The sequence below is a fragment of the Aeromonas sp. R10-1 genome (assembly GCF_040908465.1).
GTDB lineage: Bacteria > Pseudomonadota > Gammaproteobacteria > Enterobacterales > Aeromonadaceae > Aeromonas > Aeromonas caviae.
In genome coordinates this window covers 12,823-33,353 of the sequence record NZ_JBFODT010000010.1, presented here as the reverse complement: position 1 = coordinate 33,353, position 20,531 = coordinate 12,823, and the positions used below count along the sequence as shown (strand labels likewise).

General features: G+C 62.1%; 23 protein-coding genes, 1 other RNA gene and 1 riboswitch. Of the genes, 18 read left to right on the top strand and 6 right to left on the bottom strand.

Annotation, left to right across the window (positions count from 1 at the left end; genetic code table 11):
• The first annotated feature begins 26 nt into the window (after nucleotides 1-26).
• Together sspA and AB5Y93_RS04385 are read left to right on the top strand one after the other, a co-directional pair.
• Complete coding sequence (gene sspA / locus AB5Y93_RS04390; RefSeq protein ID WP_039040485.1) at nucleotides 27-656, top strand: stringent starvation protein SspA; 630 nt, start codon at nucleotides 27-29, stop codon at nucleotides 654-656.
• Nucleotides 653-1,084, top strand: coding sequence for a ClpXP protease specificity-enhancing factor (locus AB5Y93_RS04385; RefSeq protein WP_185367287.1), 432 nt, complete (start codon nucleotides 653-655; stop codon nucleotides 1,082-1,084). The genes sspA and AB5Y93_RS04385 overlap by 4 nt, the downstream gene beginning before the upstream one ends.
• A gap of 43 nt (nucleotides 1,085-1,127) precedes the next feature.
• Here AB5Y93_RS04385 and dolP read toward each other — a convergent pair whose 3' ends face one another.
• From dolP to AB5Y93_RS04365, 4 genes are read right to left on the bottom strand one after another with little or no spacing between them, the layout of a single operon-like run.
• Nucleotides 1,128-1,706 (bottom strand): division/outer membrane stress-associated lipid-binding lipoprotein, encoded by a 579-nt coding sequence (dolP, locus tag AB5Y93_RS04380; protein ID WP_010675849.1) that lies wholly within the window; start codon nucleotides 1,704-1,706, stop codon nucleotides 1,128-1,130.
• Between the two features lie 4 nt (nucleotides 1,707-1,710).
• Nucleotides 1,711-2,301, bottom strand: coding sequence for an SIS domain-containing protein (locus tag AB5Y93_RS04375; protein WP_010675848.1), 591 nt, complete (start codon nucleotides 2,299-2,301; stop codon nucleotides 1,711-1,713).
• 9 nt (nucleotides 2,302-2,310) lie between these two features.
• Complete coding sequence (locus AB5Y93_RS04370) at nucleotides 2,311-2,706, bottom strand: YraN family protein (RefSeq protein ID WP_049637187.1); 396 nt, start codon at nucleotides 2,704-2,706, stop codon at nucleotides 2,311-2,313.
• On the bottom strand, nucleotides 2,624-4,414 hold the full coding sequence (locus AB5Y93_RS04365) for a penicillin-binding protein activator (protein WP_234917982.1): 1,791 nt from the start codon (nucleotides 4,412-4,414) through the stop codon (nucleotides 2,624-2,626). The genes AB5Y93_RS04370 and AB5Y93_RS04365 overlap by 83 nt, the downstream gene beginning before the upstream one ends.
• A 199-nt stretch (nucleotides 4,415-4,613) precedes the next feature.
• Between AB5Y93_RS04365 and rsmI the strand changes: the two genes are divergently transcribed.
• The 16 genes from rsmI (at nucleotide 4,614) to lfiJ (ending at nucleotide 19,738) form a co-directional block, all read left to right on the top strand.
• Complete coding sequence (rsmI, locus tag AB5Y93_RS04360) at nucleotides 4,614-5,447, top strand: 16S rRNA (cytidine(1402)-2'-O)-methyltransferase (protein WP_042864839.1); 834 nt, start codon at nucleotides 4,614-4,616, stop codon at nucleotides 5,445-5,447.
• 62 nt (nucleotides 5,448-5,509) lie between these two features.
• Nucleotides 5,510-5,896: RNase P RNA component class A (gene rnpB, locus AB5Y93_RS04355), an RNA gene on the top strand.
• Nucleotides 5,897-6,115: 219 nt separating this feature from the next.
• Nucleotides 6,116-6,991, top strand: a complete 876-nt coding sequence (gene lfiM / locus AB5Y93_RS04350; RefSeq protein WP_183148999.1) for a lateral flagellar motor switch protein LfiM — start codon at nucleotides 6,116-6,118, stop codon at nucleotides 6,989-6,991.
• Between the two features lie 7 nt (nucleotides 6,992-6,998).
• Nucleotides 6,999-7,376: a lateral flagellar motor switch protein LfiN gene (lfiN, locus tag AB5Y93_RS04345; protein ID WP_041211834.1), complete on the top strand. Its 378-nt coding sequence runs from the start codon at nucleotides 6,999-7,001 to the stop codon at nucleotides 7,374-7,376.
• Complete coding sequence (gene fliP / locus AB5Y93_RS04340; RefSeq protein ID WP_041211833.1) at nucleotides 7,376-8,110, top strand: flagellar type III secretion system pore protein FliP; 735 nt, start codon at nucleotides 7,376-7,378, stop codon at nucleotides 8,108-8,110. Before lfiN ends, fliP begins: the two co-directional genes overlap by 1 nt.
• A 1-nt stretch (nucleotide 8,111) precedes the next feature.
• Nucleotides 8,112-8,381 (top strand): flagellar biosynthesis protein FliQ, encoded by a 270-nt coding sequence (fliQ, locus tag AB5Y93_RS04335; protein ID WP_041211832.1) that lies wholly within the window; start codon nucleotides 8,112-8,114, stop codon nucleotides 8,379-8,381.
• Nucleotides 8,378-9,160 carry a lateral flagellar biosynthetic protein LfiR gene (gene lfiR, locus AB5Y93_RS04330; RefSeq protein ID WP_104452187.1) on the top strand — a complete coding sequence of 261 codons (783 nt, stop codon included), beginning with the start codon at nucleotides 8,378-8,380 and terminating at the stop codon, nucleotides 9,158-9,160. Before fliQ ends, lfiR begins: the two co-directional genes overlap by 4 nt.
• Nucleotides 9,157-10,293 carry a flagellar biosynthesis protein FlhB gene (gene flhB / locus AB5Y93_RS04325; RefSeq protein ID WP_368228865.1) on the top strand — a complete coding sequence of 379 codons (1,137 nt, stop codon included), beginning with the start codon at nucleotides 9,157-9,159 and terminating at the stop codon, nucleotides 10,291-10,293. The genes lfiR and flhB overlap by 4 nt, the downstream gene beginning before the upstream one ends.
• A gap of 3 nt (nucleotides 10,294-10,296) precedes the next feature.
• Complete coding sequence (gene lfhA / locus AB5Y93_RS04320; RefSeq protein WP_041211829.1) at nucleotides 10,297-12,372, top strand: lateral flagellar biosynthesis protein LfhA; 2,076 nt, start codon at nucleotides 10,297-10,299, stop codon at nucleotides 12,370-12,372.
• Between the two features lie 193 nt (nucleotides 12,373-12,565).
• A riboswitch (cyclic di-GMP riboswitch) is annotated at nucleotides 12,566-12,653 on the top strand.
• Nucleotides 12,654-12,904: 251 nt separating this feature from the next.
• A complete protein-coding gene (gene lafK, locus AB5Y93_RS04315) occupies nucleotides 12,905-14,167 on the top strand; it encodes a lateral flagellar response regulator transcription factor LafK (RefSeq protein WP_269475233.1) in 1,263 nt (420 codons plus the stop codon).
• 11 nt (nucleotides 14,168-14,178) lie between these two features.
• Nucleotides 14,179-14,505 (top strand): lateral flagellar hook-basal body complex protein LfiE, encoded by a 327-nt coding sequence (gene lfiE / locus AB5Y93_RS04310; protein WP_080767903.1) that lies wholly within the window; start codon nucleotides 14,179-14,181, stop codon nucleotides 14,503-14,505.
• A gap of 8 nt (nucleotides 14,506-14,513) precedes the next feature.
• Nucleotides 14,514-16,268 carry a lateral flagellar M-ring protein FliFL gene (fliFL, locus tag AB5Y93_RS04305; RefSeq protein WP_368228864.1) on the top strand — a complete coding sequence of 585 codons (1,755 nt, stop codon included), beginning with the start codon at nucleotides 14,514-14,516 and terminating at the stop codon, nucleotides 16,266-16,268.
• On the top strand, nucleotides 16,255-17,283 hold the full coding sequence (gene fliGL / locus AB5Y93_RS04300) for a lateral flagellar motor switch protein FliGL (protein WP_041211827.1): 1,029 nt from the start codon (nucleotides 16,255-16,257) through the stop codon (nucleotides 17,281-17,283). Before fliFL ends, fliGL begins: the two co-directional genes overlap by 14 nt.
• 12 nt (nucleotides 17,284-17,295) lie before the next feature.
• A complete protein-coding gene (gene lfiH / locus AB5Y93_RS04295) occupies nucleotides 17,296-17,988 on the top strand; it encodes a lateral flagellar assembly protein FliH (RefSeq protein WP_041211826.1) in 693 nt (230 codons plus the stop codon).
• Nucleotides 17,981-19,312, top strand: a complete 1,332-nt coding sequence (gene lfiI / locus AB5Y93_RS04290; RefSeq protein WP_041214019.1) for a lateral flagellar FliI-like assembly ATPase LfiI — start codon at nucleotides 17,981-17,983, stop codon at nucleotides 19,310-19,312. The genes lfiH and lfiI overlap by 8 nt, the downstream gene beginning before the upstream one ends.
• A gap of 9 nt (nucleotides 19,313-19,321) precedes the next feature.
• Nucleotides 19,322-19,738, top strand: a complete 417-nt coding sequence (lfiJ, locus tag AB5Y93_RS04285) for a lateral flagellar protein LfiJ (RefSeq protein ID WP_041211824.1) — start codon at nucleotides 19,322-19,324, stop codon at nucleotides 19,736-19,738.
• Nucleotides 19,739-19,742: 4 nt separating this feature from the next.
• Here the strand turns inward: lfiJ and flgN are convergent, their stop codons facing one another.
• Together flgN and flgM are read right to left on the bottom strand one after the other, a co-directional pair.
• The gene (gene flgN / locus AB5Y93_RS04280) at nucleotides 19,743-20,186 is read right to left on the bottom strand and encodes a flagellar protein FlgN (RefSeq protein WP_042015073.1); all 444 of its coding nucleotides are present in this window, start codon (nucleotides 20,184-20,186) and stop codon (nucleotides 19,743-19,745) included.
• Entirely contained in the window at nucleotides 20,183-20,455 is a 273-nt protein-coding gene (flgM, locus tag AB5Y93_RS04275; RefSeq protein ID WP_041211822.1) for a flagellar biosynthesis anti-sigma factor FlgM, read from the bottom strand. The genes flgN and flgM overlap by 4 nt, the downstream gene beginning before the upstream one ends.
• Nucleotides 20,456-20,531: the final 76 nt, after the last annotated feature.

The window sequence follows — 20,531 nt, the reverse complement described above, 5'->3', positions numbered from 1 at the left end:
CTGCTTTTTAATGACGGGAGGGTTCAATGGCTGTAGCTGCCAATAAGCGTTCGGTAATGACGCTGTTTTCCGGTGCCAACGATATGTTCAGCCATCAGGTGCGTATTGTCCTGGCGGAGAAGGGTGTTAGCGTGGATATCTGCCAGGTTGATCCTGCCAACCTGCCGGATGAGCTGGCCGAGCTGAACCCGTACAACACTGTACCGACTCTGGTGGATCGCGAGCTGGCGTTGTACACCTCGCGCATCATCATGGAGTATCTGGACGAGCGTTTCCCGCATCCGCCCCTGATGCCGGTTTATCCGGTCGCGCGCGGCAACAGCCGTTTGATGATGCACCGCATCGAGCTGGACTGGTACTCTCTGGCCGACAAGATCATGGCGGGCACCGATACCGAAGCCGCCCGTGCCGAGTTGCGCGACAACCTGCTGGCCATCGCCCCCATCTTCGGCGAGATGCCCTACTTCATGAGCGAAGAGTTCGGTCTGGTCGACTGCTACATGGCGCCGTTGCTGTGGCGTCTGCCGAGCCTGGGCATCGATTTCACCGGCCGTGGCGCCAAAGAGCTGAAGGCTTACATGGTACGCCTGTTCGAGCGTGAATCCTTCCAGGCTTCCCTGACCGAGGCCGAGCGCGAGATCCGTGCCGGCGTATGAGCATGGAACCGACAATGACACCCAGTCGCCCGTATCTGCTGCGGGCGTTTTTTGACTGGTTGCTGGATAACGATCTGACTCCCCATCTTGTGGTCAATGCCAACATTCCCCATGTGATGGTACCGATGCAGTTCGTGCAGGATGGCCAGATTGTTCTGAACATCGCCCCCCGGGCCGTGGGCCAGTTCCACATGGACAATGACGCTGTCAGCTTCAGCGCCCGTTTCGGTGGCGTATCGCAGCAGGTCTATATCCCCATGGCGGCCGTACTGGCCATCCATGCCAGGGAGAATGGAGTGGGGACCCTGTTCCCGCCGGAGCCCGGGTATGACCTCTGGCTGGAACAGGCACAGTCACCCACGTCGGTTGACCCCGAGCCGGAACCACCGCGCCCGAGCGGTCGCCCGACCCTGAAAGTCATCAAATAAAAAACGCAGCCTGAAGGCTGCGTTTTTTCATCCTGCCAGATGGTCAATTTTGGGCAAACTCGAAGGCCTTGATCACCTGCTTAACGCCGCTGACGTGGCGGGCGATTTCCACGGCCTGATCCCCTTCCTGGCGGGTGACCAACCCAATGAGGAACACCTCGCCATTCTCGGTGACAACCTTCACCTTGGCGCTGTCGAAGTTCTTGGTGCCCAGCATGTCGGCCCGCACCTTGGAGGTGATCCAGGTGTCATTGCTGCGCACGCCGATGCTGACTGGTTTGCCAAGGCGCAGCTCGTTGTAGACATGGCGAACTCCTTCAATCCGGCTCACGATTCTGCCCGCTTCCTGTTTGTAAGCGTCAGAGGGTGTCTGACCCACCAGCAGCACACGGCCGTTGTTGCTGTAGACACTGATCTTGCTGGCGGCGCTCAGGGGCTTGTTGTCGGCCAACAGGTTGGCGGCTTTCAGCTCTATGGTCTGATCGTCCCACTGGGCACCCAGGGTGCGGCGATCGCCGCTCGCCTTGGCGGTGCCAGCCGCGCCGCCGACCACCACGGCAGCACAGCCTTGCAGCAGCAGGACGCCGGTCAGCAGGGCAAGAGCGAGAATAGGCTTCTTCATGGTTTCAGTCTTCCTGTTGCGGGAAAAGTGTCTGGTCGATGAGATCACAGAGACAGTGCAGGGTCAACAGGTTCACTTCCAGAATACGAGGACGGCGAGCGGAAGGAACGCGGATCTCCACGTCATTGGGGCCCAGCAGACCGGCGATCTCTCCCCCGTCTCCGCCACCGAGAACAATGATGGTCATGTCGCGGGAGAGGGCGGCCTCCGCAGCCTTGATGAGGCTGCGGCTATTGCCTGTCGTGGTGATGACCACCAGGATGTCGCCTGGCTGTCCCAGAGCACGTATCTGTTTGGCATAGACCTCTTCGAAACCGTGATCCGTGGCGATGGCGCTGATGGTCGCCATGTCGGGCGTCAGGGCGAGACCGGGCAGGGAGGGGCGAGGCGTTTCATAGCAGTTCACCAGTTCGGAAATGAACAGCTGTGCCAATGCCGAGGAAGGACCATTGCCACATGCCATCACCTTGTGGCCATTGAGCAGGCAGATGGTCAGCATCTGGGCTGCCGTATGGATGGCATCCGGCAGTGCTTCGGCGGCAGCTATCTTGGTCTGGATGCTTTCGGTGTAATTCTCTTTGATGGGATCAGTCATGGGGTCCTCTTAAAACGCGTTCTGGATCCAGTCCGGCTGGTCGCCCTCGAACGCGATCACATCGAATCGACAGGCCTGGTTGGCCTCATTGATGGCATGTTGCTTGAAATAGTGGCGCGCGGCCAGCACGATCTTGTGCTGCTTGCGCCGGGTGACCGAGCTGGCTGCACCGCCATGGGTGGCGTGGGCACGATATCTCACTTCAACGAACACCAGGGTCTCCCCCTGGCGCATGATGAGATCGATCTCGCCGCCACGGCAGCGGTAGTTGCGGGTCACGGGTTGCAGGCCGCGGGCCTGCAACCAGCGTTCCGCTATTTGCTCAAAGTGTTGTCCCTTGCTCGTCGCTGCCGACGGCAACAGGTTCAACCACTGCTGGTGAAGTTGTGTCAGTAGCCTCTTCATGAGTCGCATCCTCCAGCTGGGGGGCGGCGCTGTCGCTGACCAGCTTGCCATTCTGGTAGGTGGCCCAGTCCAGCATGCGCACTATGTTGCCCTGGGGATCCACGCTCAGCTGGCCGCTCATGCCGGGTTGCTGCATGGCATTGACCTTGCGCATTTGCGGCAGGTTACCTGCCAGGCTGACGGCATCGTAGCCGAGGGCGAACAGGCGCAGCAGGTCGCCCTGGGTCTGGGGCCAGAGCAGGGCTATCTGTTCACGCTGCGCCTCGAAGCCACCCAGCAGCAGCGGCATGTCGGAGATATGCATGCCGTTGAGCTCGGAGGCTACCTCGGTCGTCCCGCCGTCGTATCCCCGAGAGCTGCTGTAGATGGGCAGGCTGCCCATGGGATTGACCGAGATGTCCACATAGGGCTTGATCATCCGGGTTTCCAGGCTGTTGGCCACCACATAGACGGCGTCGATGCTGCGCGGCGCGGCATCGGACAGCTGGACAATCTCCCCGGCTCGTGCGGTGGAACGGCCGCTCAGAGCGTTCTTGACCATGCCCTGCACTTCGTTGCGTGCCCCGAAGGTGGCAACCACGGGCTTCTCCTGGCTGACGCCGGCCCAGGCCTGTTCAAACGCCTTGATACTGCTGTAGCCAATCCGGCCTTGTGCCGCGATCAGCAGCGGCTTGCGGTAGCCCTGACCATAGAGGTACTGGGCCGCCTGGCTCGCATCGGCAGCGGCGGAGAGCGAGAAATAGAAGGTATTGTCGTTGACGATCGGCTTGTCCAGCTCGTTGAGCGCCAGCACCGGCACGGTCGGACTCGACTTGAGCAGCTCCTCCACCTGATCCTTGAGCAGGGGGCCGATGATCATGTTGGCCCCTTCCTGAATCGCCTGCTTGTAGAGATCCCCCATCGCCTTGCCCTGGGTATCGTAGAAGTTCAGGGTGAACTGGCTCTGATTTTCCTTGTAGGACATCAGCATGCCGTTGCGGATGGCGGCGCCCTGGGCTTCCAAGTTGCCGGAGAGCGGCAGGAAGACGGCGATCTGCTGCAGCGAACCGTTGTCCGTAGTAGCGAGATCCCCAAGGCCGGCCGGCATGTCGCTCTGGGCAGGGTGGTTAGGGAAGCTCTGCTTCCAGCCGGCAAGCTGGCGGGCCAGCTGGCTCGGCTGTGCCCCGAATTCGTTCACCAGTGCCGCAAGACGCAGCCAGCCGGTGGTCACATCGGGAGCTGGCTCCTCTTCGAGCGCCTGCAGGGTGGAGGGGGTCATGCTTTTCAGCAGTGACCAGATCTGCTGGTGATTGGTGGCCAGCTCATTCTTGGCCAGATAAGGTTCCAGCAGGATCAGCGACTTGGCCGCACCAAACTTGTTGTTGATGTCGAGCTGCAGCACCACGCGCTGGCGGTACCAGTCCTTCTGGGTATCGGCATCCAGCACCACATCCGGCTTGCCTTCCAGCAGGATCAGCGCCTGGTTGGCGTTGCCCTGGGCTAGCAGCAGGTGTGCCTGCAGCAGTTGCAACTGCGCCTGCTGCACCGGGCTCTTCGCCTGCTTCTGCAACTGCTGATACAGGGCGGCAGCCGGTTTGGCCTGGCCGAGCGCCAGATAGCTGCGCGCTGCCATCATCTGCCACACGAAGGCCTCTGCCGGTTTGGCGGGATCCACCTGCTCCAGATACCACTGGGCATTCTTGGTCAGATCCGAGAAGGCTGACGGCATGCCGGGTTGTCCGGAAGATTGATTGGGCTCCGACGCACAGGCGGCGAGCAGGACTGCCGCGAGTAGGATGCCGAAGAGTCGTGATACACTTAGCTGCTTTATAACCCGGTTCAAGTTCATTCCCCGACCAGTGTTGAAATTCTCCATAGTGTAAACGGGCCAATATGGCGACACAATTGTCGGGACACTCGGAGCTCCCATGAGTGACATCCCAACCCTGTATATAGTCCCCACTCCGATCGGCAATCTGGCCGACATCACCCAGCGAGCACTGGACGTGCTGCGCAGCGTCGATCTGGTGGCCGCCGAGGATACCCGGCATACCGGGATCCTGCTCAGCCACTACCAGATCTCGGTATCGACCTTTGCCCTGCACGATCACAACGAGCAGCAAAAGGCGGATGTGCTGATCGCCCGCATCAAGGAGGGCAAGAGCGTGGCCCTGGTCTCCGATGCGGGGACGCCGCTCATCAGCGACCCCGGTTATCACCTGGTCACCCGTTGTCGCGAAGCCGGGGTCAAGGTGGTGCCGCTGCCCGGTCCCTGCGCCGCCATCACGGCGCTGTCCGCCGCCGGGCTGCCCACCGACCGCTTCGCCTTCGAGGGTTTCCTGCCGGCCAAGGCCAAGGGGCGGGATGATCGCCTGCAAGCCGTCATCGAAGACACCCGCTCTCTGGTGTTCTACGAATCGCCGCGCCGGGTGCAGGAGACGGTGGAAGCGATCGCTCGCATCCTTGGTGAGCGCCAGGTGGTGGTGTGCCGCGAGCTGACCAAGACCTTCGAGTCCATCCACGGTCTGCCCGCCTCCGAGATGCTGGCCTGGCTCGGAGAGGACGATAACCGTTGCCGCGGGGAGATCGTGCTGGTGGTCGCCGGTGCCAGCAAGGTGGATGACGAGTTGCCTGCGGAGGCGATCCGCACCCTGGGCCTGCTGGTCAGCGAGCTGCCCCTCAAGAAGGCTGCAGCCCTCACCGCCGAGATCCACGGGGTGAAGAAGAACGCCCTCTACAAATACGGTCTCGAGCACTATTAATTGCCGTAAACCGGAATTGACGGTTTACCCCGTCCGTCTCGCGAGGCTATAATCCGCGCCTCGGAGTTGGCTGGGCAATCGCTGCTTCGTCGTTGTGTCCCTCGGGACAGACGGGCGGAGGGGAGGAAAGTCCGGGCTTCACAGGGCAGGGTGCCAGGTAACGCCTGGGGGGCGCGAGCCTACGACCAGTGCAACAGAGAGCAGACCGCCGATGGCCCGCAAGGGATCAGGTAAGGGTGAAAGGGTGCGGTAAGAGCGCACCGCGCGACTGGCAACAGTTCGTGGCACGGTAAACTCCACCCGAAGCAAGACCAAATAGGCCCCTATTGGCGCGGCCCGCGTTGGGGGCGGGTAGGTTGCTTGAGCCAGCGAGCGATTGCTGGCCTAGAGGAATGATTGCTACCCGGGGCAACCCGGTACAGAACCCGGCTTACAGGCCGACTCCGACCTCTTTCTGGTAAGTAATTACCTCGAAATCCCGGCACCTTTTGGTGCCGGGATTTTTATTTTCGGCTGGTCACGCGGTCGCGTGGCGCCTTTTGGGGTTTTGTAATAAAGTTCTCGCCCCTTTCGGTCGCTCTGTGTCGTCTGGGCTATCGGTATCGATCATGGAGCCGGCATGTCTCCATGCAGCAGGACGAGATGAAAATGGCAAAGGTGGATTTGTAATGTCATCAAGCGGCGTAATGCACACCCCTTCCCGGTTGATCTGTGCCGAGCGGGGCAGAGCCCTGCCTCAATATGACTTGCTGGGGGTCGAGAGGGCCAACCAGGCCCGTCTCAGGCAACTCAACACCCAACTGAGCGTCTTTTCCCAGCAGGCGTCGGGCTGCATGGCCCAGTTGTTCAATGCGGCGGATTGCGATCTGGGTTACCAGGACTTTTCTTCTGCGTTGCCGCAAGAGGAGGATGATCATCAGGTCTGGGTCGAAGCCCGTACTCCTCTGGATGCCCAGCGTGTCGCCTTTTTCTCCATCTCTCCTGCGGTCATCTATCGGCTTGCCGTGCTGTTTTTCGGCGGCACTCTGCAACACAAGGGGGCCACGGCACCCCATGGTAGGGGATTGACCGACACCGAACAGCGACTGCTGTTGCGGCTGTGCCAGTACCAGGTGGAAATCTGGTCGACCTGTCAAGGTCAGGGAGACCTCTCCTGGCAGCTGAATCTGATCTCCCGGGAGGCCCTGCCCGCAGGCCCGCTCTGGAAGGCGCAGGCCAGTATGCTGGCCGGTGGCAGCCAGCACGATTGGCAGTTCTGGCTGGCGCCCCCCGAAGAGGCGCCCGGTATCGCTGAAGGTCAGCGTGTGCAGGTGGCGCAACTGGAAGAGGCGCTGATCCAGGTGCCGGTGCGGCTGCGGGTAGTCATGGGGCAGATGTCCATGACGCTGGCGGATCTCGAATGCCTCAAGGTGGGAGACGTGCTCTCGCTGGATTTACCCGAGGTGGTGCCGGCCCTGATCGGCCAGCGCCCCTGTTTCAATGGACGCATTGCCGAACATAAAGGCAGCCTGGTGTACCAGGTCGCAACAGTGGTAGAGGAGTAGTCGAATCGTGAACGAGCACAACATGAATGACCCGCTGGATCTGGATGGCCTGGATCAGCTGTTTGGGGACGACATCAGCATGCCGAGTGCGGCCGACTACATGGCGCCGACCAGCAGTACCAAGCAGCGGGATCTCTCCTTCTTTCACCACATTCCGGTCAAGGTGACGCTGGAAGTGGCCAGCACCGAGGTGGCGCTGGGCGAGCTGATGAAGGTGGAAGAGGGGGCCGTCATCGAGCTGGACAAGCTGGCGGGCGAGCCGCTGGATGTCCGCGTCAACGGGCGCCTGCTGGCCAGGGGCGAGGTGGTGGTGGTCAACGGCAAATACGGGCTGCGGCTGGTGGACGTCGTGGACACCAAATTGCTGGGCGGCATGAACGACTGATGCGTTATCTGCTGGTTGCCCTGCTCCTGCTGGCGTTGCCGAGCTGGGGCGCGGACATGACGCTGTTCTCGGTATCGCCGAGCGAAGCAGGGGGAGAGGACTACAGCGTCAAGCTGCAGATCCTCTTCTTCATGACCCTGCTGGGTCTGCTGCCGACCCTGCTGCTGATGATGACCAGTTTTACCCGGATCATCATAGTGCTGGCCATCCTGCGTCAGGCCCTGGGATTGCAGCAGAGCCCACCCAACCGGGTGCTGATCGGCATCAGCCTGATCCTGACCCTGGTGATCATGAGGCCGGTCTGGACCGAGATGTACCAGAACGCCTTCGTGCCATACGACCAGAACGAGATCACCCTGACGGAGGGGCTGGCCCGCGCCGAAAAACCGCTGCGCCAATTCATGCTGGCCCAGACCCGGGAGCCGGATCTCGAGCAGATGCTGCGCATCTCCGGAGAGCCGACCACCCTCGCCAAGAGCGAGGTGCCGTTCGGCGTGCTGTTGCCGGCCTTCGTGCTGAGCGAGCTGAACACCGCCTTCCAGATAGGTTTCATGCTGTTCATCCCCTTTCTGGTCATCGATCTGGTGGTCGCCAGCGTGTTGATGGCCATGGGGATGATGATGCTCTCCCCTCTCATCATCTCGCTGCCATTCAAGTTGATGGTCTTCGTGTTGGTGGATGGCTGGTCCATGACGGTCGGTACCCTGGCGGCCAGTTTCGGCGGGGGAGGCTGACGTGACCCCCGAGCAGAGTGTGGCCCTGGTGGGCGGGGCCGTGAACCTGGTGGTCATCATGGTCTCGGTGCTGATCGTGCCCGGTCTCATCGTCGGGCTGGTGGTCAGCATCTTCCAGGCGGCGACCCAGATCCAGGAACAGACACTGAGCTTCCTGCCCCGTTTCATCGTGACCCTGCTGACCCTCATCTTCACGGGAAACTGGCTGCTGTCGCAGATCACCACCCTGTTCGCCGACCTGTTCCAGAAGATCCCCGGGCTTATCGGATGAACTCCCTGCTGTCGTTCAGTGCGGCCGAGCTGACCGCCTGGCTGGGACAGTGGTGGTGGCCCTTCATTCGCATCGCGGCCGCCTTCTGGGTGATGCCGGTATTCGGTGACGGCCGGGTGCCTGCACAGGTTCGCATCCTGCTGGCCTTCGTCATCAGTCTGCTGATCGCCCCCATGATGAAAGGCATGCCGGCGCTGGATCCCCTCAGTGCCGGCATGATGGTGCTGACCCTGGAGCAGTTGCTGTTCGGTCTGCTGTTCGGGCTCTGCATACAGATGCTGTTCATGGTGATGACCATGGCGGGGCAGATCCTCTCCATGCAGATGGGGTTGGGGATGGCGGTGATGAACGATCCTTCCAACGGAGACACGGCGCCCATCGTCAGCCAGATCATGCTGGTCTTCTGCTCCCTGTTGTTCCTCGGTCTGAACGGCCATCTGGTGACTTTGGATGTCCTGGTGCAGAGCCTGCGCACCTGGCCGCCGGGAACCTCGCTCTACGTCCTCGATCTGAAGGGGGTCATCGGCCTGTTTGGCTGGAGCATCGGAGCTGCCCTCATCCTGACCCTGCCTGCCGTGGTGGCCATGCTGATGGTAAACCTCACCTTTGGGGTGCTCAATCGCACGGCCCCTTCCCTGAACATCTTCTCTCTGGGCTTCCCCATGACGTTGCTGCTGGGGCTGCTCACCATGGCCATCTCCATCAGCGGCGTCCCGGCCCGCTATCTGGATCTGGTCGGTTACGTGCTGACCCAGCTCAGGGCATTGACGCCGACATGAGCCAGAACAGCGCCCAGGACAAAACCGAAGAGGCCTCCTCCCAGAAACGGCGCAAGGCGCGGGAAGAGGGCCAGATTGCACGCTCCAGGGAGTTGAGCTCGGCCGGCCTGCTGCTCGTCGGCGGTCTGGTCATGCAGTGGATGGTGCCGAGTTTCGGGCTCTTCTTTGCCGAGCTGATGAAGCAGCCCCAGCGTTTCAACTGGCAGGGGGCACGGGATCCCCAGATGATGATCCAGTGGACCGCGGACGCCCTGATCGGGATGCTGTGGGTGCTGCTGCCTCTGTTTGGCGTGCTGGCCCTGCTGCTGGTGCTGCTCAGTAGCGTGCCTGGCGGCATGGTGCTGGTCTGGAAGAAGCTGATGCCAAGCGGGGAGAAGCTCAACCCGCTCAAGGGGCTCAAGCGGATGTTCTCCACCCACAGCCTGATGGAACTCCTGAAATCCCTGCTCAAGGTGCTGCTGATCGGCGGCACCCTGGCCATGATGCTCCAGCACCAGTGGCCCACCCTGATGATGATGAATCGCATGCCGCCCCAGGCGGCCATGGAACAGGCGCTGCGGATCCTCTCCCAGGCATTCATCTTGCTAGGCAGTGTGCAGATGCTCATCGCGGTGCTGGATGTGCCCTACCAGCGCTGGTCCTTGAACAAGCAGTTGAAGATGACCAAGCAGGAGGTCAAGGACGAGCACAAGAACAGCGAGGGGCGTCCGGAGATCAAGGCGAGGATCCGCCAGGTGCAGGGGATGCTGGCCAGGGCCCGCATCGAACAGCGGGTGCCCCAGGCCGATGTCATCATAGTGAACCCGACCCATTATGCGGTGGCCATCAAGTACGATCCCGAGCGGGCCAACGCCCCCTATGTGATTGCCAAAGGGGTGGACGGCATGGCGGAGCGGATCCGCGAGGTGGCCAAAGCCCATGACAAGCGGGTGATGAGCCTGCCCGAGCTGACCCGGGCCATCTACTACTCCACCCGGGTGGATCAGGAAGTGCCGGCGGGTCTGTACACCGCGGTCGCCTATGTATTGAACCATGTATTGCAGCTACGGGCCTATGAGGCTGGCAAGGGCAGGAAACCCAATCCCCTTGCCCCTCTGCACGTGCCGCCCGAATTACGTCAACCTGAGAGGTAAGTTGTGAACTGGCGTGTCTTTACCCAATCCTATACAGCCATCCCCATGATGCTGCTGGCCATCCTGGCGATGATGATACTGCCTCTGCCGGGTTGGCTGCTGGATGCCCTGTTCACCTTCAACATCGTGCTGGCGGTGCTGGTGCTGCTGGTCTCCGTCTCGGCCCGCCGGCCCCTCGACTTCTCCGTCTTCCCGACCGTGCTGCTGGTGGCGACCCTGATGCGGCTCTCCCTCAACGTCGCCTCCACCCGGGTGGTGCTGCTGCACGGCCATGAGGGCAACGAAGCGGCCGGCAAGGTGATCCAGGCCTTCGGCGAAGTGGTCATCGGTGGCAACTACGTGGTGGGTCTGGTGGTCTTCGTCATTCTGATGATCATCAACTTCGTGGTGATCACCAAGGGGGGCGAGCGGATCTCGGAAGTGTCCGCCCGCTTCACCCTGGACGCCATGCCGGGCAAGCAGATGGCCATCGACGCCGACCTCAATGCAGGGACTCTGGATCAGCACCAGGCCCGGGCAAGGCGGGAGGAGATCGCCAGGGAAGCGGACTTCTACGGGGCCATGGATGGGGCCTCCAAGTTCGTACGTGGTGACGCCATCGCCGGTCTGCTGGTGCTCATCATCAACCTGGTGGGCGGTCTCGCCATAGGTATCTTCCAGCACTCGCTGCCGGTTTCCGATGCCTTCCGCATCTATGCCCTGCTCACCATAGGTGACGGTCTGGTCGCCCAGATCCCCTCCCTGCTGATGTCCACGGCGGCAGCCATCATCGTCACCCGCGTGAGTGACGAAGGGGAGATGTCGGATCAGGTTGGCCAGCAGATCCTGGCCTCTCCTCGGGTGATCTACACGGCGGCGACCGTCATGCTGATCCTGGGGCTGGTTCCCGGCATGCCCATGCTGGCCTTCCTCAGCTTTGCGGCCGTGCTGGCCTGGACCGGCTGGAGCGTCAGCAAGCGCCGGGTGCAGGATCCCGCGCTGGATGCGGCCGAGGCGCTGACGCGCCAGATGGTGCAGCCGGAGCCCCAGGGTCTGGAGTGGCAGGACCTGCCCCCGGTGGATGCGGTCGCCATCGAACTGGGTTATCGCCTGGTACCGCTGGCGGAGGCGGACAAGGGGGCCGAGCTGCTGGCCCGGGTGCGCGGTATTCGCAAGACACTCTCCGAGCAGTACGGCTTCCTGCTGCCCGAGATCCGGGTGAGGGACAACCTGCAATTGCAGCCGGACCAGTACCGCATCAAGCTCTCCGGCATCCCTTTGGCCTCGGGCAATGTGGATTGCCAGCGGTTGATGGCCATCAGCAGCGGTGAGACCTATGGCGCCCTGGATGGCGAGCTGACACAGGATCCTGCCTATGGCATGAGTGCGGTCTGGATTTCACCGGACAACAAGGCCAAGGCCCTCAATCTGGGCTACTCGGTGGTGGATTCCGCCACCGTCATCGCGACTCACGCCAGCAAGCTGCTCAGGGAGCAGCTCGACGGCCTGTTTGGTCATGACGAGGTGGGCAAGCTGGGTCAGCATCTGGCGACTCAGTCCCCCCGTCTTGCGGAAGAGCTCAATCTGGCCCTGACCCAGATGCAGCAGCTGCGGGTCTTCCGCCAGTTGCTCAAGGAGCAGATCAGCCTCACCGACATCCGCACCATCGCCACCACCTTGCTGGATGCGAGCGAGCTGACCAAGGATCCCGTCCTGTTGGCGTCCGATGTGCGCTGCGCACTGAAGCGCCAGATCGTCAGACAGGCGATAGGGTCCCGCGACGTGCTGGCAGCCTTCACCCTGGATGACCGGCTGGAGCAGACCCTGCTGACGGCCATGAGCCAGTCACAGCAGCAGGGCAAGATCCAGTTGGACAGCTTCCCGGTGGATCCCCAGTTGCTGGCGCAGTTGCAGCAGAACATGCCGCTGGTGAAGGAGCAACTGCAGCAACAGGGATATGCGCCCGTGTTGGTGGTGATGCCCCAGCTCAGACCGCTGATAGCCCGTTATGCCCGTTCCTTCTCGAAAGGCCTCAAGGTGCTCTCCTATAACGAGATACCGGAAGATTTGCGAGTCGAAGTCATCGGGACTCTGGGCTGAAGTGGAATTGCCTTGGCGTCACAGGGACAGGAAGCGCCTATTCCGCATATCTGCTTGAATTGTCATATAAAGCCGCTATCATGTGACGACTTTTGACGCGATACATACTGACAGCAAAGAAAAAATAGAAATAGTCGGATGTATCACATGGCTTCAGGGACAACGTAGCCATGCCATCCAAATACGGGTCGTCGCATGATAAAGGCAAACTGAACTGAAAAGTCAGGACGCAAAGCCTCCGGTCTAACAGCATTGATGCTAATGATAGCGGGGTTACCAAGGCCATGATTTCCCGCCTTGTTTTTATACTGATATAGACCATTCACTCAATAACGGGTGCGGTCTCTATTTGTGTGTCTTTATTTTTCACGCATCAGTTCTGTTGATTGATTCATGTGCAATCACAGGTTCGGGATATATGTTTTCTGATTTATCTAGCAAGGAAAATTCAATACCGACCGGTATTGAAACGCATGCTCATTTATTATTAGTTTCCGCTTCGTTATCAAATGGAAACGATGTTGATCGTATATTGCTCAGTGCCGGTTATCGTGTTTCCTGTGTCGATTCCGTGTCGCTGGCCAAGCAATTTCTCTCGAACCATGCGGTCGATCTCATTCTGCTCGACATGGCGGTCATGACCGAGGCCGGGCCCGCCATGGTGCAGACGCTGGCAGGGACCGACTGCGTCATTCTGGTCAACGAGCATCAGGCCTACCTGGCAGCGGAAGCCATGCGGGCCGGCGCCATCGACTACATCATCAAGCCCTTCAGCCAGCGCCAGATCCTCGATGTGGTGAGAGGGGCCCTGCGCCTGCGCCAGGCCATTCCCAATCTGATCGCCACGTCCCCCCAGAGCCTGCAGGTGTTGCAGCTTGCCCGGCGGGCAGCCAAGACATCGGCCACCATCCTCATCGGTGGCGAATCCGGGACAGGCAAGGAGCGACTGGCTCGTTACATCCACGAGATGTCCAGCCGGGCCGGCAAGCCTTTCGTGGCCATCAACTGTGCGGCCATCCCGGAAGCCATGCTCGAATCCATCCTGTTCGGACACAGCAAGGGGGCCTTCACCGGGGCAACCGCCAACCAGCAGGGAAAATTCGAGCTGGCCCAGGGCGGCACCCTGCTGCTCGACGAGATCTCCGAACTGCCGCTGGCGCTGCAGGCCAAGTTGCTGCGGGTGTTGCAGGAGAAAGAGGTGGAACGCCTCGGCAGTCATCAGGTGATCGCGCTGGATGTGCGGATCATCGCCGCCAGCAACCGGGACCTGAGGGAGCTGGTGCTGCAGGGCGCGTTTCGCGAGGACCTTTTCTACCGGCTCGACGTGCTTCCCATGAGCTGGCCGGCACTGCGGGAGAGGCGGGATGACATCCTGCCTCTGGCGGAATACTTCATCGAACGCTACGCCGCACAGCAGGGGTATCGCCTCGGCGAGAGTGCCCGTCAGCAACTGCTCTCCTATGACTGGCCTGGCAATGTGCGTGAGCTGGACAACGTGATTCAGCGAGCGCTAATTATGGCTCGCGGCTTGCATATTCAGGCCGTCGATCTGATGTTGCCCCATTACGCCGCCGAAGCCGACACCCCGCAACCGCAGGCGCTTGCGGCCCCCGAGGGGCTCAGCGAGACCAAGCGGCATGCTGAATTTCAATTCGTCCTTGAGACGTTGCGCCGTTTCCGTGGTCACCGGACACGCACGGCCGAAGCCCTCGGAATGACGACCCGGGCACTTAGATACAAGCTGGCTGCCATGCGCGAGCAGGGCATCGATGTCGAGCAGCAGATACAAAACTAAGGGATAACCGAGTGAAGATTGAGATCATGTCATCACAGGTGACGCTCCTGCAGCAGATGCAGGAAATGCAGCGAGTCGCCAGTCAACCCCCTTCCATCGAACCGAACGAGGCGTCAGGCGTCTCGTTCAGCGACGCCATGCGCGACGTCGTCGGCCGCGTCAACGAGCAGCAGAACATCGCCTCCCGATTGATGACCGCCGTCGATGCGGGTCAGAGCGACGATCTGGTGGGGGCCATGGTGGCCAGCCAGAAGGCCGGTCTCAGTTTTTCCGCCCTGATGCAGGTGCGCAACAAACTGATGACGGGTTTTGATGACATCATGCGCATGCCGCTCTGAGGTTGATCATGACTGAACTGGTATCCTCCGCACCGGGGGCGTCGGGCTCCCTGCTGGCCCGGGTGCAGGACGGGGTGCGCAACTGGCGTACCCTGTCTCGCGACAACAAATCCATTCTGACCATCGCGCTGCTGGCCGCCGTGGTTGCCGCCACCATAGTGGTCATCCTCTGGACCTCCAGCAAGAATTACGTGCCCCTCTACGGCAAGCAGGAGCTTTACGACACCGCCAACATCATGGAGATGCTGGAGAAGGAGCAGGTACCCTTCCGGCTGGAGAAAAGCTCCGGCCAGATCCTGGTGCCTGAAAGCCAGTTGGCCCACATCCGCATGGCGCTGGCCGCGCGGGGCGTGAGGGCGGCCATGCCGTCCGGCCTGGAGGGGCTCGACAATGTCACCGGCCTTGGCACCAGCGAGTTCATGGAAGGGGCGCGCTACCGCCATGCCCTGGAAGGGGAGCTGGCCAGAACCATCATTTCCCTGGATGCGGTGCGCAGTGCCCGGGTGCATCTGGCCATTCCGAAGCGGACCCTGTTCGTGGGGCGCGACGAGGAAAAACCCAGCGCGTCCGTGATGCTGGATCTGCAACCGGGCCAGACCATGGAGGCGGGCCAGGTCGAGGCGATTGCCAACCTGGTGGCGGGCAGTATCTCCGGCATGAAGCCCGGGGCCGTCACCGTGGTGGATCAAAGCGGCCAGCTGCTGAGTGCCGAGCTCGGCGACAAGGCCGGTTTCGGCAAGCAGAGCGTCCAGCAGATGGAATATGTGCGCAAGCTGGAGCAGTACATTCGCCAGCGTGCCAGCGACATGCTCTCCCCCATGCTGGGCACGGGCAACTTCCGGGTGCAGATCGCCGCGGACGTCAATTTCAATGCGGTGGAAGAGACCCAGCAACAGCTCGATCCCAATGCCGTGGTGACCAGGGAGTCCAACAAATCGGACAAGACCATCGATGCCCTGGCTCTCGGTATCCCCGGTGCGCTCTCCAATCGACCGCCCGAAACCGCTCCCAAGTCCGATCAGGCCGCCACCGAGGGGAATGCTGCCCAGGAGCCTGCCAAGAACGATACCCGCACCGAGCGGCAGGAAGTCAGCAGGCAGTATGAAAGCAGCCGCACCATAGTGCATACCCGCTATCAGCAGGGACGACTTGAGAAAATGAACGTCTCCATCCTGCTCAATCAGCAGAGCGCCCCCAAGGAGGGGTGGAGCCCGGAACAGCTCGAGCAGATCCGCCAGATGGTGGAGCGTTCGGTGGGCTTTGACGGCTCCCGTGGCGACCAGATCAGCCTGCAGGTCTTCGATTTCACCGGTGCGGTGCCGGTGGAGCCGCCAGCGTCGAGCTGGCTGGAAACCCCTTACTGGCAAGACTCCCTGCGTTACCTGGTGGGTGGTTTGCTGGGGCTGACCCTGGTGTTCTTTGGCATCCGTCCTCTGGTGAAGCACCTGGTGCGTACCCAGCAATATCCCGACACTGATGCCGCACAGGAGCCGGACGAGGAGCAGGAGCCGACCATGGGCCTCTCCATGCGCCGGGAAGGGGATGGGGAACTGGAAGAGTCTGCGACGGGCAAGAGCCTGTCCCAGTCTCAGTCCGAGTTCCGGCTCGAGCCCCAGTTCTCCTCCCTGGATCTGGAGGCGCTGCCCGAACCGGGTTCCGAGCTGGAAGTCCAGCTCAAACACCTGCAACTGCTGGTAGACAAGGACACGGCCCGGGTGGCGGAAGTGGTCAGACAATGGGTGAGTGGCAATGAGCAACGTTAATCTGAATCAGAACGCGGTCGACATCGACATCGACAATCTGGAAAAAGCCGCGATCCTGCTGCTGAGCATGGGCACCGAGGCGGCGGCCAAGGTGATGCAGAAGTTGTCCCGCGACGAAGTGCAGCGCCTCATCTCCAAGATGGCCAGCCTCTCCGGCGTGAGTTCGATAGAAGCCAAGTGGACGCTGCAGCAGTTCTTCAACCAGTATCGCGAGCAGAGCGGCATCGGCAGTGCCTCCCGGGAATATCTGGAACAGACCCTGGATCTGGCGCTGGGCCAGCGGCTTTCCCGCAGCCTGCTCGACAGCCTCTATGGCGATGCGATGAGCCAGGACATCCAGCGCCTGCAATGGGTGCCGGCGGATGTGCTGGCCCGCTTCTTCCGCAATGAGCATCCCCAGATGCAGGCTGTCTTGCTCGCCTTCCTGCCCCCCCAGACCGCCTCTGCCGTGCTCGATGCCCTGCCGGGGTCGGTGCACGACGATCTGCTGGTGCGGGTTGCGAGCCTCAGCTCGGTCAGCGAACACGTGCTGGGTGAGCTGCGGCTCACCCTGGATCGCTGCCTCGCCTATGTGGCCGATCAGTCCGGCGCCAAGGTCAACGGGGTGCGCCAGGTGGCCGATATCCTCAATCGCTATCAGGGAAACAAGGAGCAGATGCTCACTCTGCTGCGGGAGCACGATGGTGAGCTGGCCCTCGAAATCGAGAAGAACATGTTCGACTTCATGGCCCTGCGTCGCCAGAGCGACGATACCCTGCAACGTCTGGTGCAGGAGCTGCCGGCGGATCTGCTGGCCCTGGCCCTGAAGAACACCGATGCAGGTTTCCGCAAGGTGGTGCTTGGCGCCATGCCCAAACGGATGGCACAGGCACTGGAGGCCCAGATCCAGGATCAGGGCAGCGTCTCCCTGCGCAAGGTGGAGCAGGCCCGGGAAGAGGCCATGAAGCTGGTGCGCGAGCTGGTGGAGCAGGGCGAGATCGAGTTCCAGCTGTTCGAAGAGCCCACCGTCAGTTAACAGGAGACAGGCATGAGTCAGCATGTGCGCAAACTGGCGGCAGGTGCCACCCGTCTCTACCGCTTCCCGGCGCTGGGCCAGAGCGGGGAAGAGGCCAGAAGCCAGCAGGAAGAGTTCGAATACGGCTACCAGCAGGGGCTGGAGCAGGGGCAGGCGGAAGGGTATCAGGCCGGTTACCAGCAGGGGCTGGCCAGTGGCCTGTTCGAGGGGGAGGCCAAGGGGCTGCAACAGGGACAGGTGCGTGGTCTGGCCCAGGGGCTGGCCGAGGGACGTGCCGCCTTCGATGAGGCCATGGTGCCCTTTGCAACGCTGCAGCAGCAGTGGGAATCCCTGACCCGGGCCCGGATGCTGGAACAGAAGGCCCTGGTGGCCCAGCTGGTGGCCCAGGTGGCCAAGCGCGTGATCCAGGCCGAGTTCACCCTCAATCCCCAGCAGGTGCTCCAGCAGGTGGAGCAGGCCATGGCCAGCCTGCCGAGCGAGTCGGAAGAACTGGTGATCTACCTCAACGAAGGAGACCGGCAGCGCCTGGCCGAGCAGGGGGTGACCCGCTGCGAGAAGTGGCCGTTGCAGGTGGACCCGGCACTGGCCGTGGGGGACGCCCGCATCGAGACACGGGCCGCGGTGGTCGAGATCAACACGGGGGAGCGCCTCGGCCGCTGCATCGAACAACTCAACCAGACCCTGGAACTCTCTTCGGATGCATGATGCGCTGCAACAGGCGCTGACCTGTGCCCTCGATAGCCTGGAGGAGGTGCCCGGCTATCGTCGTTATGGCAGGCTGGTGCGCGTGACCGGCCTGACTCTGGAAGTCGTGGGGTGCCAGCTCATCATGGGGCAGCGCTGCGAGGTGGAGACCGCCACCGGCGCCGCCCTGCTGGCGGAAGTGGTCGGCTTCAACCGGGACATTTCCTACCTGATGCCGCTCCAGCCCATGAGCGGTCTCTATGCCGGCGCCCGGGTGCTGCCCGTCGACGGAGAGGAGACCATCCGGGTCGGCGAGCATCTGCTTGGCAGGGTCGTGGATGGCCTGCTGCAACCGCTGGACGGCCGTCCCCTGAAAGAGGAAGGGGAACGGGTTCCCCTGTTTTCCTCCCCTCCCAATCCCCTGTTGCGCACCCCGGTGCGCGAGCCGCTCGACGTGGGCATCCGGGCCATCAATGGCCTGCTGACGGTGGGCAAGGGCCAGCGTCTGGGATTGTTTGCCGGTTCCGGTGTGGGCAAGAGCATGCTGCTCGGCATGATGACCCGCAATACCAGCGCCCGCATCGTGGTGGTGGGGCTCATCGGCGAGCGTGGCCGGGAGGTGAGGGAGTTCATCGAACACAGCCTGGGTAGCGAGGGGCTTGCCCGCGCCGTGGTGATCGCGGCTCCGGCGGATCAATCCCCCCTGATGCGGCTGCGCGCCGCCCAGCTGTGCCACCGCATCGCCGAATATTTCCGCGAACAGGGTCAGGATGTATTGCTGCTGATGGATTCTCTGACCCGCTACGCCCAGGCCCAGCGGGAAATCGCGCTGGCCATCGGCGAACCTCCTGCGACCCGCGGCTATCCGCCCTCGGTGTTCAGCCTGCTCACCCAGCTGGTGGAGCGGGCGGGCAACGGCACGCACCCCGAGGGCAGCCTGAGCGCCTTCTATACCGTGCTGGCGGAAGGGGATGACCAGCAGGATCCCGTGGTGGATTCCGCCAGGGCCATTCTCGATGGTCACATCGTGCTGACCCGCCGTCTGGCGGAGGAGGGGCACTATCCCGCCATCGACATCGGTGCCTCGGTGAGCAGGGTGATGCCTCAGGTGGTCTCTCCCGAATGGCAGGGGCTGGCGGTGAATCTGCGCCAGCTCTGGGGCCGTTACCAGCAGGTGCGTGAGCTGCTGCCCCTGGGGGGTTATCAGCCCGGGGCGGATCCCCAGATGGACGAGGCGGTCCAGCGCTATCCTGCCATCGCCAGCTTCCTGCAGCAGGGCATTCAGGAAGAGACGCCCATCACCCAGGTGCTGGGCGGTCTCAAGCATGTGCTCGGCAGGGCGTAAGGAGGCGGCATGCTGAAATCCTATCTCGGTCTGCAGCAGGATGCCCTGGAGGCCATGGGCAAGGAGCGGCAGCGTCTGCGCGAGGTGGCGATGAAGGAGGAGCACCGAGCCCTCAGGCTGCAGGAGGTCATCGAGACGATGCACCCGGGCTCGTCGAGCTTCCATCCCCTGCTGTGGCAGAACAAGCAGCAGATGCAGGGGCAGCTTCGCCACCTGCTGACCCACCAGTTGCAGCAGTGTGCGCTCGCCAGCCAGGATCTGGCTCATCACGAGGGGCAGCTCGTCAGGCAGTTCGGTCGGGTCAAGGGGCTGGAGCTGTTGCTGGACAAGCGGGCCCTGGCGGCCCGTCAGCGTCAGGAGTCAGGTGAGCAGCGGCAGCTCGACGAACTCGCCGCATTGGGCCATCGTGCCCGGCAGGGAACGTAAAGGGTCAGTCGGGGAAGTGCTCCTGCCTGCCATAGGATGACTCCTGGCCCAGCAGGGTGTGGATGGTCTCTATCTGGCCTGCCAGCAGGCGGCCGTTCTGCTCGTTCTGGCGGCGGCACTGCAGCAGCAACTGCTCCAGCCGCTGCCACTGCTCGTCCACTTGCTGGCGCAGCGGGGAGGGGAGCTTGCCGATGAGGATGGCCATGCCCCGTTCGTCAGGCTTGAGCCCCAGTGCCTGGAGATGTTCGCAGCGCAGCCTGACCTGGTGCTGGATCTCGCCCATGAGCCGGGTCTGTTGCCGGTTGTGTTCCGTCAGCCCGGCCACGTCGTGGCTTGCCAGCAGACGGTACTGATTGAGCAGCAACTGCAGCAGGTCGGCGTAGCGGCCACAATCCTGCCGGATGCCGATGATCAACTGCTGGATCCGTTGTTTGGGAGGCAGACTCATCGGCGATGCATGTCCAGAATGGCCTGGCTCAGGGCATCCATGTCCAGTTCGAGCCGACCCTCGCTGATGGCCTGGCGGATCTGGTTGACCTTCTCCATGTCCACATCAGAGGTGGAGGCCAGCTCGACCCTCGCCTGATTGATGGTCTGGGCGGTGGCGCTGATCCTGGCTTCCCCCTGGCTGGCCTGGGGCTGGGGTGCCGGTGTGGCTCCCGCCTTGCGCTGAGACTGGGGTTGAACGTAGACAGGGTCGGTGCGTGTGATTTTCATAACGTGAATTCCTGGTGGTCTCTCTTGTGACAGGCGACCCTGAGGTGGCCGAACTTGAATCAAACTCGCCATTTCT